Source organism: Microcoleus sp. B4-C1 (assembly GCF_036705285.1).
Lineage (GTDB): Bacteria > Cyanobacteriota > Cyanobacteriia > Cyanobacteriales > Microcoleaceae > Microcoleus.
In genome coordinates this window covers 29,897-46,045 of the sequence record NZ_JAUBUC010000031.1, presented here as the reverse complement: position 1 = coordinate 46,045, position 16,149 = coordinate 29,897, and the positions used below count along the sequence as shown (strand labels likewise).

The window sequence follows — 16,149 nt, the reverse complement described above, 5'->3', positions numbered from 1 at the left end:
TATTTGCTGGTTATGCTGCTGGCAGTTTGATGGAACACTGACTGCCTATTTGTTCAATTAAGATTTCTTCAATGCGGACGGCGCGTTTGATTTTGACATTGTGAAGATAGTCGATCGGGTCGTCGAGATTAAACACAGTGCCGTCAAATAGCTCGATCGTCCGGCGATCTCTAGCGATATCCGGCAAACCCAATTCCCGTACTGCTTGACCGAAAACATCGGGCCGCAAAACTCGATCGACCACTTCCACCCAGTTTTTCGGGAACGGGATCAGTCCCCACCGAGCCATCTGCGCCATCACCCACACCATTTCTAGGCGGTCTGGAAAATTGGTTTTGTCAACAGAGAACTGGTTGAAATTGTAGAGCATTTCTGGTTCTGCCTCCGTACCGGAGTTGTACGGATCGATGAACCCTGGACGGATGTCTTTGGGATCGGCGCCGATGTATTGTTCTTGGCTAATCAATCCTAGGACTTCTTCGCGGTTGCGGCGATCGTCGCAGTATTCGCAGGCTTCCAAAAGCGCTTTGACGAGGGCGAGGTGGGTTTGAGGATATTTCTGAGCCCAATCTTCGCTAACACCGAGAACTTTTTCGATGTGTCCGGGCAGAATATCCAGGGAACGGGCCATAACAAAACCCGTACCACTGTTGACTGCGTGCGAGTTCCAGGGGTCGCCTGAACAGTAGCCGTCAATGTTGCCTGCTTTTAAATTTGATACCATCTGCGGGGGCGGAATCACGGTCAAGCCCACGTCGAGGTCGGGGTCGATGCCGCCGGCGGCCAGCCAGTAACGGAACAGCAGATTGTGCATGGAGGCCGAGTGTACCATGCCCAAGGTGTGAACTTTATCGGGAGTCTTGGCGATCGCAGCTTTGAAATCCTCTAATGTCCGAATGCCTTGTCTGTAAAGGTCTTTGTTGAAAACAATCGAATTGCCGTTGCGAGAGAGCGTCATGGCGCTACAGACGGGTACAGGGGCTTCACCGTCGAGGCCCAACAGCATCCCGATCGGCATTCCTGCGACCATTTGCGCCGCGTCCAGCCGTCCTTCGGCGACTCCTTTGGCGATCGCTTTCCAGCCCGGTTCGCGACTGAGAGTAACTTCTTCCAAGCCGTGGGCTTTGAAAAATCCTTTTTCTTTAGCTACTACTAAGGGGGCGCAGTCGGTGAGGGGAATAAAGCCGATGTCCAGGTTGATTTTTTCCAAACCGTTGCGGGCGATGACAGCGGGTTGTTGTTTGGCCCGGCGCTGTTTAACCCGCTTTTGCTGGTTGAGGAAGTAAACCATTTCGTTACGCAGCGCGTAGTAACTCGGATGGTTGACAACTTCCATGCGCTTGCGGGGGCGGGGAATGTTCACTTCGAGGATTTGCCCGATTTGGGCTTCCGGGCCGTTGGTGAGCATCACAATGCGATCGCTCAGTAATAAAGCCTCATCCACATCGTGAGTTACCATCACGCTGGTGACTTTGCTTTCCTCGCAAATTTTCATCAACTGGTCTTGCAAACCGCCGCGAGTTAAGGCATCAAGGGCGCCGAAGGGTTCGTCTAGCAGCAGCAATTTCGGGCGAATCGCCAGGGCGCGGGCGATCGCAACTCTTTGTTTCATCCCCCCAGAAATTTCGCCTGGGCGTTTGTCGGCCGCGTGTCCGAGTCCGACCAATTTAATGTGGTGTTCGATCACCAACTCCCGATCTTCTTGAGAGTTACCGCTGTAAATTTCATTTACTGCTAGGGCAATATTTTCGCGCACCGTCAGCCAAGGTAGTAGCGAGTAATTTTGAAACACCACCATTCTGTCCGGGCCTGGATCGCGGACTTCCCGTCCTTCTAAAGTAATCCCGCCCTGACTTGCTTTGTCGAGGCCGGCGATGATATTTAGCAGCGTAGATTTGCCGCACCCAGAGTGCCCAATTAAGGTGATGAATTCTCCTTTTTTAATTTTCAGTTCGATATTTTTAAGAGCAATGTATTGCTCTCCGTTGGGCAAGTTAAATACGCGGTCAACGTGGTCTACTTCAACAAATACTGACATGGTAATTTTAGGTTAGTTTGTAATTTGTATGATGCTGATTATTAATTGGGCATTGGGCCTTGGGCCTTGGGCATTAATTTACAACTCATTTCTACCAGTTTGTAGTTGGCAACCATTCCCCATTCCCCATTCGCCATGCCCGATGCCCGATGCCCGATGCCCGATGCCCAAATTCTATTTCTGTTCTTCAGGAACAACTTTGGAAGCAATGAAACCAACGATTCTGTCTAAAATCAAACCGACTATTCCTACATAAAGCACTGCTATAATCACTGCACTTAGTCGAGAACTGTTGTAAGCGTCCCAGATGAAGAAGCCGATGCCGACGCCGCCGACTAACATTTCCGCAGCTACGATCGCCAGCCAAGACAAACCGATGCCAATTCTCAAGCCAGTGAAGATGTAAGGAACAGAAGAGGGAAGCAGGATTTTCCAGAAGTATTTTTGGTTGGGGAGGCGCAAGACGCGGGCGACGTTTCTGTAGTCTTGGGGTATTTGTTGAACGCCTACTGTGGTGTTAATTAGAATCGGCCAAATTGCTGTAATTAAGATTACGAAGAGTGCAGAAACTTCGTTAGCTTTCACCCCCATGCCTTCAAAGGGATTGAACTGTTGAAATACGGCCAGGGCGATCGGCAGCCAAGCCAGGGGCGGGATAGTTCTAAATACTTGAAACAGCGGATCTAAAGCATCGAACATTAGGGAGTTTGTCCCGATCAGGATTCCTAAACTGATGCCGAGAACTGTTGCCAAAGTAAAGCCGATCGCCACCCGCTGCAAGCTAGCCAAAATTTGCCAGAACAAGCCTTTGTCTGTACCGCCGTTGTCGAAGAAAGGATTGATAATCAGATTCCAGCTTTCTTGGACTGTTTTGATTGGCCCCGGCAAGCTGGACTCTGGACTGTTGCAGAGGATTTGCCAGATTATGAGCAGAACTGCAATTGCTACCAGCGGGCGGATGATTTTCCGGCGGTTTTTCTGAACCTGATCCAGAACGAAATTTACTGGATTTTTGCTTTTAGTAACAGCGAGGTTTGTTGCCATTTTTCTTTTTCCAAGATTGTGAATAATCGATTATTTGTAGATACTTTGAAGTGTTCACCGTGTCTGGGGTGGGTTGAGTTAGGAAACCCAACTCCACTCAATTAAAAAATCGGTCAACTATCAAAAGTGAACAGTCAACTGTCAACTGTGCACTAATTATGCTTTTTTGATTGCCAAACTCTTCAGATATTCTTCTGGTTTTTCGGCGTCAAACTTCACGCCGTCAAAGAATGTTTCTACACCGCGAGAACTGCTAGTAGGAATTTGGGCTGCGGGGACGCCAAGTGTTGTCGCTGCTGCTTTCCAAATATCTTCGCGGTTAACTTTATCAACCGTTGCTTTGATATCGGTAGTTGCCGGGATATAACCCCAGCGAATATTTTCAGCTAAGAACCAAGCATCGTGACTCTTGTAGGGATAAGAAGCATTATCTGCCCAAAATTTCATTGCCACAGGGCTGGCGGCTTCAACGCGACCGGTACCGTAGTCAATTTGGCCCTTAGAGCGACTGATAATATCTGCTACTGGCACTTTTAACCACCTATCTTGAGAAATGATTTGGCACATTTCATCGTGATTTTCTGGCTTGTCGCACCACTGCTGGGCTTCCAGTACGGCCATGGTAAGTGCTTTTGCAGCTTTGGGATTTTTGTCAACCCAATCTCCTCTTAAACCTAAAGCTTTTTCAGGATGATCTTTCCACATTTCTCCAGTTATTAAGGCGGTGTATCCTACCTTTTGAGTAACTAGCTGAGCATTCCAAGGTTCGCCTACGCAAAAGGCTTCCATGCTGCCAGATTTCATGTTCGCTACCATTTGGGGCGGCGGTATGGGAATCACGGAAACATCTGTATCTGGATTAATACCGCCTGCTGCTAGCCAGTAGCGTATCCACAAATCGTGGGTGCCGCCGGGAAACGTCATAGCAATAGGAACGTTTTGATTGGCAAAAGCTGCTTTCAGCGGTGCGCTGTCTGTACCTACTTTTAAATCTAGGTATTTTTTGCTGAGCGAAATTGCCTGACCGTTAGTATTTAACCGGGCGAGAATGTACATCGGCACTGGCTGATTGCCTTTGGTAATAGTGCCTAATGTCATTTGGTAAGGCATGGGGGATAAGATGTGGGCCCCGTCAATGCCGCCTTTTTCGGAACCGAGTTCTAAGTTGTCGCGAGTAACTGGCCAAGATGCTTGTTTGGTAACTTGTACGTCTTTCATGCCGTACTTGGCAAATAACCCTTTTTCTTGGGCGATGATTAAGGGTGCTGCGTCGGTGAGGGCGATGAATCCGAGTTTGGCTGCGGTAACTTCTGGGGCGTCGGCGGGATTGATGTTGACTGCTGGGGCGGCGGTGGGCGAAGCGCCGCCGGGAGTTGCGTTAGATGTGGTGGGACTGGAACTGCAACCGTGGGCTAGGAGGGTGCCGGCTGCTGTTGCTCCAGCGGTGATGATGAATTTTCTTCTAGAAAGGTTGCTCATTTGTCTTGAATTGTTGTTGTACTTGGAGATGGTGGAAATGTGAGATGTGAGATTGATTCGCGACCTTCGCATCGCATCTGACATTATTTAGATTAGGCGTCGATCGACACTTTGCCGATCGCCCGCGCGCTGCAAGTTAAAATGAACCCTGGTTCTAAGTCAGCAGCCGCGTCTGGTTTGCTGTCGTAGACTGTTTGGCCTTCTAGGAGTTTTTGCTTGCAAGTGCCACAGCTTCCTGACCGGCAATTGCTGTCAAGTTCGACCCCGGCCCGTTCGGCAACATCGAGAATGTACTCATCTTCGCTGCAAGCAACTTCTTTGCCCGATCGAGCGAAAATGACAGTAGATGTCTGAGGTTTGACTGCCGGGACTGCCGTTTCGCCCTCTTCAACCGTCAATTGCAGTTGCCGGTTCAGCACAGCTACATCCCCTGTAATCTCTTTAGGAACTGCCCCAAACTGCTCGACTAACAGTTGATGCAGCAGCGGTTTGAGGTCTTCGCAAGGGATGCCTTTTTGGACGCAAGCACCCAAATGAGCGTCTTTCCCAACTGTGCCTCCCATGTAAATGTCTACACCTTCGAGGGTTTTGCCGTTCTTGCGAACTTTTGTTCCCATCAAACCAATGTCTGCTACCTGGGGTTGACCGCAGGAATTGGGGCAACCCGTCCAGTGAATTCTGACCGGTTTGGGTACTGACAGTTCGGCTTCGAGTTCCTCAATCATTGCCACGGATCGGCTTTTGGTTTCGATGAGGGCGAAGTTGCAAAACTTGGCGCCGGTGCAGGAAACCAAGGCTCGTGTCAGCGGTGCGGGCTCGATGGAAAAACGCTGCAACAGCGGTTCTTTGACCAGCGATTCTATCCGCGAGTCGGGAACGTTGGGAATAATCACGTTTTCTTCCACAGTGAGCCTGAGTTCGCCGCTACCGTAAACCTCGGCAATTCTGGCCAAATCGAACAAATCCGATGCCTGTAGGCGTCCAACTGGAACGTGCAGCCCTACATAGTTGAGCCCTGATTGTTTTTGGGCGTAGATGCCGATGTGGTCGCGTTTGTCCCAGGTGATTTCATCTTTGGGCGCGGCGGCGGGCAAAGTGCGCCCTAATTCTTGTTCGACTTCGGCTCGGAATTTTTCGATTCCGAGTTCGTCAATCAGCCACATCAGCCGCGATTTTTGGCGGTTTGCTCTTGGGCCTTGATCGCGAAACACAGTTAAAATTGCTTTGCACAAATCTACAACGTCGCTGGGACTTGCCCATGCGTTGAGAGGAATTGCAGCGTCGCAGCGTTTGGCGGAGAAGAAACCGCCGACTAATACGTTAAAGCCGATGTTGCCGTCTTTGTAAGCGGGTACGAAGGCGATGTCGTTGATTTCTGCGTGGACTGAGTTGTCGCGGCAGCCTGCGATCGCAATATTAAACTTTCTCGGCAAATTTGAAAACGCGGGGTTGCCTTCGCCGTTGTTCGTAATCATGTCTTGGACTTGGTTCGCCAGTTCCCGCGTATCTATCAGTTCGTCGGCGTCCAGCCCCGCGACTGGGGAACCCGTGATGTTACGCACGTTGTCCATGCCAGACTGGATGCTGGTCATGCCCGCTTCTTTGAGGCGGCGGAAGATGTCGGGTACGTCTTCGATGCGAATTCCGCGCAATTGCAGGTTTTGTCTGGTGGTGATGTCGGCGCTGCCGTCGTCGCCGTAGCGTTGGACGATTTCTGCTAGCGTTCTGGTTTGATTGCTAGTAATGATGCCGTTGGGCAAGCGCAGCCGCATCATGAATTTGCCGGGGGTTACTGGCCGAAAGAAGATGCCGAGCCATTTGAGGCGGTGCTCGCGATCGATTTCGTCCATTGCTTCCCAGCCGATTGCGGCGAAGTGGTCGAGTTCGCCTTTTAATGCTAAGCCATCTTTTTCGGCTTTGAGTTTTTCAAACTTGTTCAGGCTCGCTTGGGCTTTGGGTTCTACTGTTTGGGTCATCGGTTTACCCTCGCTGCTGGCTTGTGTGGGGAGGTATTGACTTGGAGCATAAAGTGTGTGTTTCCTGCTAACCTTAGTGACTGTATGGATTTAAAACTGTATATTTAGTTACTAGATGGAATTTCTTTTAAGCATGGTTGGTCTTCTGTAAACTTGAGCTTGACTGGGTGCTAGCTCGAACGTCGCCAAACTATTTATGGTTATAGTTGCTACCGATGATTCGGTCGATCGCTCTGTTTCGATGCACCTTTGTTATGAGCTAATGTAAAGCCCCCGATTGTAAATATTCGTATCTATTTTTACAAAATATTGAGTTTTATGAATATTTCGCATAATGCCGATGCGTTTTATACATGGGAAATGGGTAAAGAGACCCCCAAAACCGAAAAATCTCTCTAAATCTTTAGATTTAGGAGGGAAAGGGGGAAATTGGAATATCTAAAATTAATTTTGTGATTGCGATCGCAGACTTAAAACGAGATCGTCACAAGATTAGAGCGGTCGCTGTCACACAGTTTGCCTCAAAACATCACATTGTGTGCTATGCCAGCGTCACTATTAATTTTCCCAGAACGAGAGATGATATAAGCATCGAATTTAAGGAACGTCTCATGCTTTTAGTTCAACTTATCCCCGGCGCTATTTCCGAAATGCTTGCCTCTGTTACGGAGACGGGTTGTTTGACTTTAGCCGATCGCTACGGCTTGATGGCCGCTGTTTTGGACGACTCTCTCGACGATGAATACAGACATTCGATCAACCGCCTGCTGCGTTCTGTGATCAAGGGAAGAGTCAAGATAGTCAACGAACTGTCGGCGATATATTAACAGGATTTAAAAATTTGATTGATTCATGCAGCGCCTAAGAGTACAGAAACCACCGGCAGAGTTAGAAGGAACCCACGATGCCTGCAGCGGATGTAGGGCCGGAAGTTGATTGGGTGTTCTAAAAACGTGCGATCGTTCTTGCCGTATGATTTTTTTTGACTATCCAATTCTAGCTTTGGGCGGCACTTACAGAAAAAGTCGTGATTTACAGTTTTGACGCTCAATGAAGAGGCTTTTAGATTGAACGCTGATGGTAAAATTGCTGTGCGCGATCGGCATTTGAAGAGTTTGAGGAATGAAGTCATCCCAACCAAGGTAATTATAATTATTAGACATCTCCAGCAAAGCCTGTCTTGAACAGGCAGGATGCCTGTTCCACAATAATTATTGGAGAGGTATATTGAACAGGGCTGGCGATGAAAGACAATTTATGAAAATTATTAATCAAACAATCGAATTATTAATAGAATCCGGTCTCGGCATCTACAAAATCACGCCCCATATAGCAATCCTTGCAGGAGTCATAAATTTTTTACCCCACCCCAGCCCTCCCCGAACCCAAGGGGAGGGAGTAAGAAATTCACAAATGATTTAGGATGGCTATAGCCCGCCCTCAACATACAATTTAAATGCACAACAGCTTACCAAACAAGCTGCCGTTTGCGTTAGCTGTATTGAAATTTTGACCGGAAAAATTGAAGAATAAATCGCCGTAGTTGATGTTGCCTCTTTGAGCTAGTGAGTCGGCATATCCGGCTAAACTTAGATTAGAATTGATGGCGATGAAAGCTGTATCTGATGTTTCTTTGATGGCGATGCCGTAAAATTCAAATTCCCCGCCGCCGATTTGAGCCCCTGTCACGCCGTCGTTCCAGGAATCGATCGCGTAATTCCAGCCGTTAGATAGCGTTGCTGCTGTAGCTTTTTGTTGCTGTATTGCGAAAAGGAGACAGAAACTAGCCACTGAGTAAGTCTAGTGGAGGCTGTTTTTAGCCATGGATTTCATAAAACCCTCCCTGGGAATCATTGTTAAATTGTCAAGTCTGCTCGCTCGACTGTTTTTAATTTTTAGTAAATCATACAGCAGATTCGGTGGTTGATGAAGTACAGTAGCCGCTATATTTATATTGTGTGATTTTAATATGTAGGGTGCGGATCTGCAACCTTTTAAATAGAACTTGCAGATTGACGGGTGGCGACGCACCGATGCTTACTACAGGATTGTGTGTACTGGGAGCATCTCATATTTGTAAAAACACTTCTTCTGGCTCCTTCCTTCTTCCTCTTCCCTCTTCCCTCCTGCCTCAAAACTCCAATTTCTAGCGTGGCTGCTTTCATTGAGATGCTCCCCAGCAAGAGGGCCTCAAAACTCCAATTTTTAGCGTGGCTGCTTTCATTGAGATGCTCCCTGATGCGTAGGCCAGAAACCGGGTTTTTGTTGAGAAGACGCATGACAGTGTAGAAACCCCAAAAAACTCGGTTTCTTTGATTGTGACGCGCGGGCTAATCCCCACCCAGTGAAAAATCCTGTCACAATAAAATCAAGACTACCGAGAGACCAAGTGGGTATCGAACTCAAGCTACCGTCAGGACACTGAATCATTTAAAATTCAAGTTGGGGCGACGATCACCCCAATCATTCCCAAAACCTAGGTGTTGCCATGCGTAAAATTGTACTATTCATTGCATCTAGTCTGGACGGTTATATCGCCCGATCGAACGGCGATATTGACTGGCTGTTTACAGACCAAAATTACGGTTATAGTAAATTCTTAGATAGCATCGATACGGTTCTCATGGGTCGGAAAACTTACGAACAAGTTCTAACTTTTGGCGAGTATCCGTACCAGGAAAAAAAAAGTTATGTTTTTACAAAAAATCTAGATTTTCAAGCTACTTCGGATGTGGAAGTGCTAACAGATTTAGAGAGTTTTGTCAATGACTTGCGCTTGCTGGAGGGCAAAAATATTTGGTTGGTGGGAGGTTCTCTGCTGATTCGCGATTTCCTGAATCAAAATTTTGTTGACGAAGTGATTCTGTCGGTGCACCCGATTATTTTGGGCGAGGGAATCCCTTTATTTGTTAATCCCATAAACACTACATCTTTGCAGTTAACTGGATGTCAGACATACAGTTCTGGTATGGTTCAGCTATCTTACGATGTCGCGACTTGAGGGCGATCGCAGCAGTTTGTGGGCTTTGGCTGCTATAAGATAGATATAGAAGCTGTATGAGGGAGAAATGGCTGCTAGAGATTTATTTCACGATGCTGTAAAAAAAGCGCTTCAGAAGGAGGAGTGGGAAATCACCGCAGATCCGCTGATCGTCAAAATTCAGGGTGTTAAGTTTGAGATTGATTTAGCCGCAGAGAAGATTTTGGCGGCGGAAAAATTAGGGCAAAAAATTGCTGTTGAAATTAAAAGCTTTCTCAACAACTCTGCAATTACTGACTTTCATCTCGCCTTGGGTCAATTTTTGAATTATCGGCTTGCCTTACAAATCAAAGAACCGGACAGAACTCTGTATCTAGCAGTACCATTTGATACTTTTGACTCGTTTTTTCAAGAGCCATTTATACAAGAAGCGGTCAATGTGTATCAACTTAAACTCGTCGTTTACGATCCGCAAAAGGAGGTAATTGTGGAATGGAAAGAGTAGAGCATTACCGCCAGTGTATCCGAAAATTGCTAACTCAACAAGCAACGCTAGAAAAGCCTAATCCAGACGTTGAATGCCAGCTTGTTTTTGATTGGGAACATGACCACTATCAGTTACTAGATGTTGGCTGGGAAGGACTAAAGCGGATATACAACTGTTTCATTCATTTGGATATTAAGGATAGCAAAATTTGGATTCAGCGCAATATGACAGAAGTGGATATTGCACGGGAATTTGTCGAGATGGGAGTGTCTGAGGATGATATTGTGTTGGGGTTGCATCCGCCTTACAAGCGTCCGCATACTGGGCTCGGAGTAGCGTAAAGGAAAAGGCGATCGCAGATGATGAAATGTGTTTGCTACTTTTTGTTATTAATATCTTTTTTCGGGGCCGCCCTTCCTGCTGACGCCTCTGTTTGCCGCAATTATCGAGGAAGCGAGATTTGCATTGTCGATATCAAACGCAGTGCAAAAAATTATTGGGAATACAGGGTAATTCTGAGTGTTGATGGAGTGAAACAGCCTCTGGAAGTCTACAATTGCCGCGATCGCACTACAGTTAAGAAAGATGGAACTGTTTTGGCGTTTGGACAAAACAACCCTGGTGAAATCGTCTGCAGTTTTTTTAAGAAATAGCATATTTGTGACGGGCTAGAAGCCCATCCCACTCATTGTTTGATTGATTTAACTGGTTCCAAGGCTCTGCCTTGGAACCCATATAAGCGAGGCTCTGCCTCGGCTGGGAAGATGGAGGCAGAGCCTCCGGATCTGCGTTACCAGGCAGGAGCCTGGTAACGAGTAGATAGTGAAGCAATCACGGAGTCTGCGATTGCTTCGCGTATTGTAAAACTTCATTGAGTTTATAAGCAATTATAAACAATAATGGTATTCTATTTTTGTGAGTGTTGAACAAGGAATACGCATAGCCCAAAAAACGCAAGTATCAAATGCAACTAACACAGAGGCACATCATTAAATCAACGTCACACCGTTTCGCCCAAATAGACGAACTAGCTTTCAAGTCCAAAAACCTCTACAATGCCGCCAATTACGTCATTCGTCAGAGCTTTATTTATGGATGGGGTTATGTCAGTTATAACGAAATGAACCGATTGATGAAGTCTCATGAAGCATATAAGGCTTTGCCTGCTAAAGTAAGTCAGCAAATCTTGATGGTGCTAGACAAGAATTGGAAATCGTTTTTTGAAGCCGTTAAAGCTTACAAAGCTGACTCTTCAAGATTCACGGGTAGCCCAAAATTGCCAAAGTACAAAGATAAGACTAAAGGGCGAAACCTTCTCGTCTACACGATTCAAGCAATTAGCAGCAAACAGTTGAAGAAAGGAATCATTAAACTTTCCGGCACTGAACTTTCAATTAAAACCCAACTCAATCCCAACCAGATTTGTCAAGTTAGACTGGTTCCGAAATGTGATTCCTATGTAATTGAGGTGATTTATGATGAAGCGGAGTCCACCCTTGGCAATGCCAACTCTGTAGCTAGTATTGATTTGGGACTGGATAATTTAGTGGCGTTAACTTCAAATCAACCGGGATTTATCCCTTTGTTGATTAACGGGCGACCATTAAAATCGATTAACCAGTTCTACAACAAACGCAAATCCCGATTACAATCCCAGTTAAAAGGGAATCGTCAAACCTCACCCAGGATTCAGCGATTAACTCGCTGTCGTAATCAGAAAGTTGATAATTACTTGCATCATGCTAGTCGTGTGATGGTTGACCATTTGGTAGTGAACCAAATTGGAACGCTGGTAATCGGCAAAAATGCACAGTGGAAAACCGATATCAATCTAGGTAAACAAACCAACCAAAATTTTGTCAGTATTCCTCACTCTCGATTAATTGAAATGTTGGAGTACAAAGCTCGGTTGGCGGGAATCACAGTAATTGTGCAGGAAGAATCCTACACATCCCGATCCAGTTTTTTAGGTTTAGATCCAATTCCTGTTTATGGAAAAACCGAAAAAGAGCCTGTGTTCACGGGTAAACGGATCAAGCGAGGTTTGTACAAAACATCGACGGGTCAGTTAATCAATTCTGACGTGAATGCAGCGTATAACATTCTCAGAAAAGCAATCCCAAATGCGTTTAGCAATGGGATAGGGAGCTGCGTAGTTCAGCCGAGGCGGGTCGATCCGCTGAAAGTAAAAGTGAAGGGGGAGGGACTTGAAGCCTCCCATGCCTATAAATGACTATACTTTTACCAGCTATAGCTCGCAATGACAGTTACAGCGGTGTGCGGTGTACATCATACGGTTAGAATTTGCCGTCTACTGCTGAAACGCAACGTTCGCAAATTAGCGGATGTTCGATCGACTCTCCGACGTGAGTAGAGTAGTTCCAGCAACGATCGCACTTTTGGCCGTCTGCTTTGACTACACCAATCGCCAACTCTGGAGACTGATAACTGTACGGCAATTCCTGGATGGCTGCATTCGATTCTACCAGTTCCACTTCCGAAGTAATGAACAAATAGCGCAATTCATCTACACCCTTGCCGGTCATTGTAGAATGGTGCCCTGCAGCTATTTCAGCAGGAATTTCTGGTTTGGGTTCGATCGCAACTAATTCTGCTTCCGGGATTTGGGGTGTTTCTACAAACACTTTTTCGGCTGGGGCTGTTTGTGCGATCGCCCCTGTTTCTACAAGCACAAGCGCTGTATCTAATGCCGGTGCCAGGACGATCGCCTGTGTTTCTGCAAGTACAAGCGCCGTACTCCGGCCCACCACATCTGCTGTCAGGAAATCAATTTGTTGTGCAATTTCTTGACGGTTGGCGGCAAACAGCAAGTGACGGAAAGCAAACCAGATTGTAAATAAGATGCCGATGACTTCAAAGAAGCCTCCCAAAAGCGGAATCTGATTCATCGTATCCAAAATCGCCAGCGTTACTCGGCCCGTTATCAACACAGAAGCTAAGAGTCCAAGTGTTACCAGCGCTTGTTGGTATTCTGTAAAAAAGTTGCCTGCGTATTCAGGCAAATTAGCCACAAACTCGGCGGCTTGATCTAAGATTTGCCCAGAATCTGAAGCCGACAGTTCAGGGACAGAATACTCTACTATCTGAGAAGGTCGATCGCTCTTTTGTGCGATCGTTTTCGGCTCAACATAAATTTTGTTTTCTGTCAAGACTTTGGCAACTTTTGCCGCTTGTTCTTCCTGTCGATCTTGTGCTGCTTTTGCTTTCTCCTGGGCCGCTAACTCGATGACTGAATTTTGCGATCGCACATAATCCACCAATTCTTCACTGCTGGGATTCAAAGCTTGCAATTGCTCTCTTTTCTCAACATCGGGAACGTACAATAAAACCTTAGCTTCCAAAGAAGAACCGATCGCCTTTTCAATCCTCGCTTTTTCCAAAACCTTGTTAACTTCGCCCCGCACTTGTCGCAAATACTGCCAGCGAGTAGCCAATTCTGGATTATGCCATGAAGCATCAATTTGCACCCAGCCTGCTTCAAACACGGACTTGTAAGGAGTCGGATAGGGAAGGTACTGCCAAATATCCTCAGCCATGTGACACAAAACAGGTGCGATCGCCCTTGCCAAATTCTCCACAGCAATTGCAATCACCGTCTGACAACTGCGGCGGCGAAGGGTATCTGTCGCGCTGATGTAAAGTCTATCTTTGGCAATATCCAAGTAAAAATTCGATAAATCCACCGTGCAAAAATTCTGCACAGTTTGGAAGAATCTGGAAAATTGGAAGCTTTCAAAAGCATCTTGAACTTCCGCAAAAACTTCGCCCATTCTGTGCAGCATATAGCGATCCAGTTCCGGCAATTCTTCGTAAGCAACGGCATCTTTTGCCGGATCGAAGTCGTGCAAATTGCCCAGCAAAAACTTAGCTGTATTGCGGATTTTGCGGTAAACATCCGACTGCTGTTTGAGAATGTTTTTGCCCAAAGGCACATCAGCCGAGTAGTCTACCGAAGACACCCACAACCGCAAAACATCGGCTCCATATTCCTTAATTACTGACGCTGGATCGACGACATTGCCTTCAGATTTGCTCATTTTCCGGCCTTTTTCATCGAGCACAAAACCGTGAGTCAAAACAGTTTTGTAAGGAGCAATGCCGTTAGTTGCTACACTGGTAAGTAAGCTGGATTGAAACCAGCCACGGTGTTGGTCTGAACCTTCCAAATAGATATCAGCCGGATAGTTTAATTCCGATCGCCCTTTGGCAACTGCGGCCCAGGAAGAACCGGAGTCAAACCACACATCCATCGTGTCTGTACCCTTGCGGTAAGTGCGGCCGTTATTGCGGTAAGATTCCGGCAGCAATTCATCGATCGACAATTCCCACCAAGCATCGGAACCGCGTTCGGCAAAAAGGGCTTGCACATGGGCGATCGTTTCTTCATTTAACAGCGGTTCGTTGGTTTCTTCGTCGTAGAATACGGGAATGGGAACGCCCCAAGTCCGCTGACGAGAAATACACCAATCCGATCGATCGCCCACCATTGCAGTAATCCGATTTTCCCCTTGGGCGGGAATCCAATTCACACCGGCGATCGCTTTTAAGGCTTCATCTCGGAACCCTTCAACGGAGGCAAACCACTGTTCCGTCGCCCGAAAAATGGTCGGCTTTTTCGTGCGCCAATCGTAAGGATAAGAGTGAGCGTAACTTTCCTCTTTAATCAAACAATTTGCGTCAGCAAGGGCATCAATGACTGCGGCATTGCCGTTTCCGAGGACATTTAAACCTACAAACTGTCCGGCTTCTGCGGTGAAATTTCCGTTCTCATCTACGGGTGTTAAAACAGGTAAACCACAGCGTTTTCCGACGATAAAGTCTTCTTGTCCGTGCCCCGGTGCGGTGTGCACTAATCCCGTCCCAGAATCAGCGGTAATGTAGTCACCGCCGGCAACTATTGGACTTTCGCGATCGAACAACGGGTGTTTGTAGCTGCAACCTTCTAATTCTTTGCCTTTGAAGGTGGCAAGTATTTTTAATTCAGTGTTAAAAGTTGCCGACAGCCGATCGACCGCATCGACAGCTACTAACATAAATTGTTGTGCGATGTGGGAATTTGCCGGCGGTTCCACCACCGCATAAGTCAATTCGGGATTAACTGCGATCGCCAAGTTTGCCGGAATTGTCCAGGGAGTAGTCGTCCAAATCGCCGCCCAGAGGCTCGGCATATAGCGCTTGACCTTCGATTGCAACGATTTTGACAATTTTTTCACATGGAAGCCGACGTAGATGCTGCGCGACGTGTGACCTTCGGGATATTCCAATTCGGCTTCGGCGAGGGCTGTTTTCGAGCTCGGACTCCAGTGAACCGGTTTGAAGCCCCGGTAGATGTAGCCTTTGAGCACCATTTGACCGAAAACGCCAATTTGAGCCGCTTCGTATTCGGGCTTCAGAGTTAAATACGGGTGTTCCCAGTCGCCCCAAACGCCGTAGCGCTGGAAGGATTCGCGCTGCTGTTCCATTGTTTGCTGCGCGAAGGCGGCGGCTTTGCGGCGGAGTTCGATCGGCGTAAGATTTAGCCGATCGTCCGATTTCATGTTCTGCAATACTTTAAGTTCGATCGGCAATCCATGACAATCCCAACCGGGCACGTAGCGGACTTTTTTGCCGCGCAACATTTGGTAGCGGTTGATAAAGTCTTTGAGGATTTTGTTGAGGGCGTGGCCGATGTGGAGTTGTCCGTTGGCGTAGGGTGGCCCGTCGTGGAGGATGAACAAATCGCCTGGGTTATTTTCCGAAAGGCGATCGTAGATTTCTTGATCCGCCCAAAATTGTTGCAATTCTGGTTCCCGTTTGACGGCGTTGGCGCGCATATCAAACTTGGTTTTGGGCAGGTTTACCGTGTCTTTGTAAGATTTAGCTTCCATTTTTGAGAAACGTTTTATGTAGTTAGTTGTTAGTAGTTAGGGGTTATTTGAGAGATGATATCAAGTCCGGTTAAATAATCATAATGTAAGTTAATAGTGATAACTTTAGTCATCTCTCGTCATTGAAGAGGTGACAACCAGATATTCTAGTATAGGCGATCGACAGCACATTCGATCAAAGCTCCAAAACCTGTAGGGGCGGGTTCACCAACAGATATAAAGGTTGCAGACAGGTCAAATAAACCCGCCCCCACCCA

Annotated in this window: 12 protein-coding genes and 1 pseudogene; 6 read left to right on the top strand and 7 right to left on the bottom strand. The window is 47.0% G+C overall.

Annotated elements, in window-relative coordinates; genetic code table 11:
* Positions 1–10: 10 nt before the first annotated feature.
* From QUB26_RS14555 to QUB26_RS14535, 5 genes and pseudogenes are all read right to left on the bottom strand, one after another.
* Positions 11–2,038 carry a nitrate ABC transporter ATP-binding protein gene (locus QUB26_RS14555; protein WP_333239287.1) on the bottom strand — a complete coding sequence of 676 codons (2,028 nt, stop codon included), beginning with the start codon at positions 2,036–2,038 and terminating at the stop codon, positions 11–13.
* Between the two features lie 174 nt (positions 2,039–2,212).
* Entirely contained in the window at positions 2,213–3,082 is an 870-nt protein-coding gene (gene ntrB, locus QUB26_RS14550; RefSeq protein WP_333056182.1) for a nitrate ABC transporter permease, read from the bottom strand.
* A gap of 156 nt (positions 3,083–3,238) precedes the next feature.
* Entirely contained in the window at positions 3,239–4,561 is a 1,323-nt protein-coding gene (locus QUB26_RS14545; RefSeq protein WP_333056183.1) for a CmpA/NrtA family ABC transporter substrate-binding protein, read from the bottom strand.
* A 92-nt stretch (positions 4,562–4,653) separates the two neighbouring features.
* A complete protein-coding gene (locus QUB26_RS14540; RefSeq protein ID WP_333239323.1) occupies positions 4,654–4,980 on the bottom strand; it encodes a 2Fe-2S iron-sulfur cluster-binding protein in 327 nt (108 codons plus the stop codon).
* 18 nt (positions 4,981–4,998) lie between these two features.
* A pseudogene (locus QUB26_RS14535) lies at positions 4,999–6,537 on the bottom strand (ferredoxin--nitrite reductase); the annotation flags it as partial.
* Between the two features lie 611 nt (positions 6,538–7,148).
* On the opposite strand from QUB26_RS14535, the gene QUB26_RS14530 reads away from it, so the two are divergent.
* A complete protein-coding gene (locus tag QUB26_RS14530; protein WP_333056184.1) occupies positions 7,149–7,364 on the top strand; it encodes a hypothetical protein in 216 nt (71 codons plus the stop codon).
* Between the two features lie 625 nt (positions 7,365–7,989).
* Here QUB26_RS14530 and QUB26_RS14525 read toward each other — a convergent pair.
* On the bottom strand, positions 7,990–8,328 hold the full coding sequence (locus QUB26_RS14525; protein WP_333318565.1) for an XDD3 family exosortase-dependent surface protein: 339 nt from the start codon (positions 8,326–8,328) through the stop codon (positions 7,990–7,992).
* Between the two features lie 697 nt (positions 8,329–9,025).
* Here QUB26_RS14525 and QUB26_RS14520 point away from each other — a divergent pair.
* The 5 genes from QUB26_RS14520 (at position 9,026) to QUB26_RS14500 (ending at position 12,237) form a co-directional block, all read left to right on the top strand.
* Complete coding sequence (locus tag QUB26_RS14520) at positions 9,026–9,538, top strand: dihydrofolate reductase family protein (protein ID WP_333318563.1); 513 nt, start codon at positions 9,026–9,028, stop codon at positions 9,536–9,538.
* 67 nt (positions 9,539–9,605) lie between these two features.
* Positions 9,606–10,022 (top strand): XisH family protein, encoded by a 417-nt coding sequence (locus tag QUB26_RS14515; RefSeq protein WP_333201260.1) that lies wholly within the window; start codon positions 9,606–9,608, stop codon positions 10,020–10,022.
* Positions 10,010–10,345: a XisI protein gene (locus tag QUB26_RS14510; RefSeq protein WP_333239281.1), complete on the top strand. Its 336-nt coding sequence runs from the start codon at positions 10,010–10,012 to the stop codon at positions 10,343–10,345. Before QUB26_RS14515 ends, QUB26_RS14510 begins: the two co-directional genes overlap by 13 nt.
* Positions 10,346–10,363: 18 nt before the next feature.
* Entirely contained in the window at positions 10,364–10,657 is a 294-nt protein-coding gene (locus QUB26_RS14505; RefSeq protein WP_333318561.1) for a hypothetical protein, read from the top strand.
* A 311-nt stretch (positions 10,658–10,968) separates the two neighbouring features.
* Positions 10,969–12,237 (top strand): transposase, encoded by a 1,269-nt coding sequence (locus tag QUB26_RS14500; RefSeq protein WP_333318559.1) that lies wholly within the window; start codon positions 10,969–10,971, stop codon positions 12,235–12,237.
* Positions 12,238–12,301: 64 nt separating this feature from the next.
* On the opposite strand, the gene ileS is transcribed toward QUB26_RS14500, so the two are convergent.
* The gene (ileS, locus tag QUB26_RS14495; protein ID WP_333239275.1) at positions 12,302–15,892 is read right to left on the bottom strand and encodes an isoleucine--tRNA ligase; all 3,591 of its coding nucleotides are present in this window, start codon (positions 15,890–15,892) and stop codon (positions 12,302–12,304) included.
* Positions 15,893–16,149 lie beyond the last annotated feature (257 nt).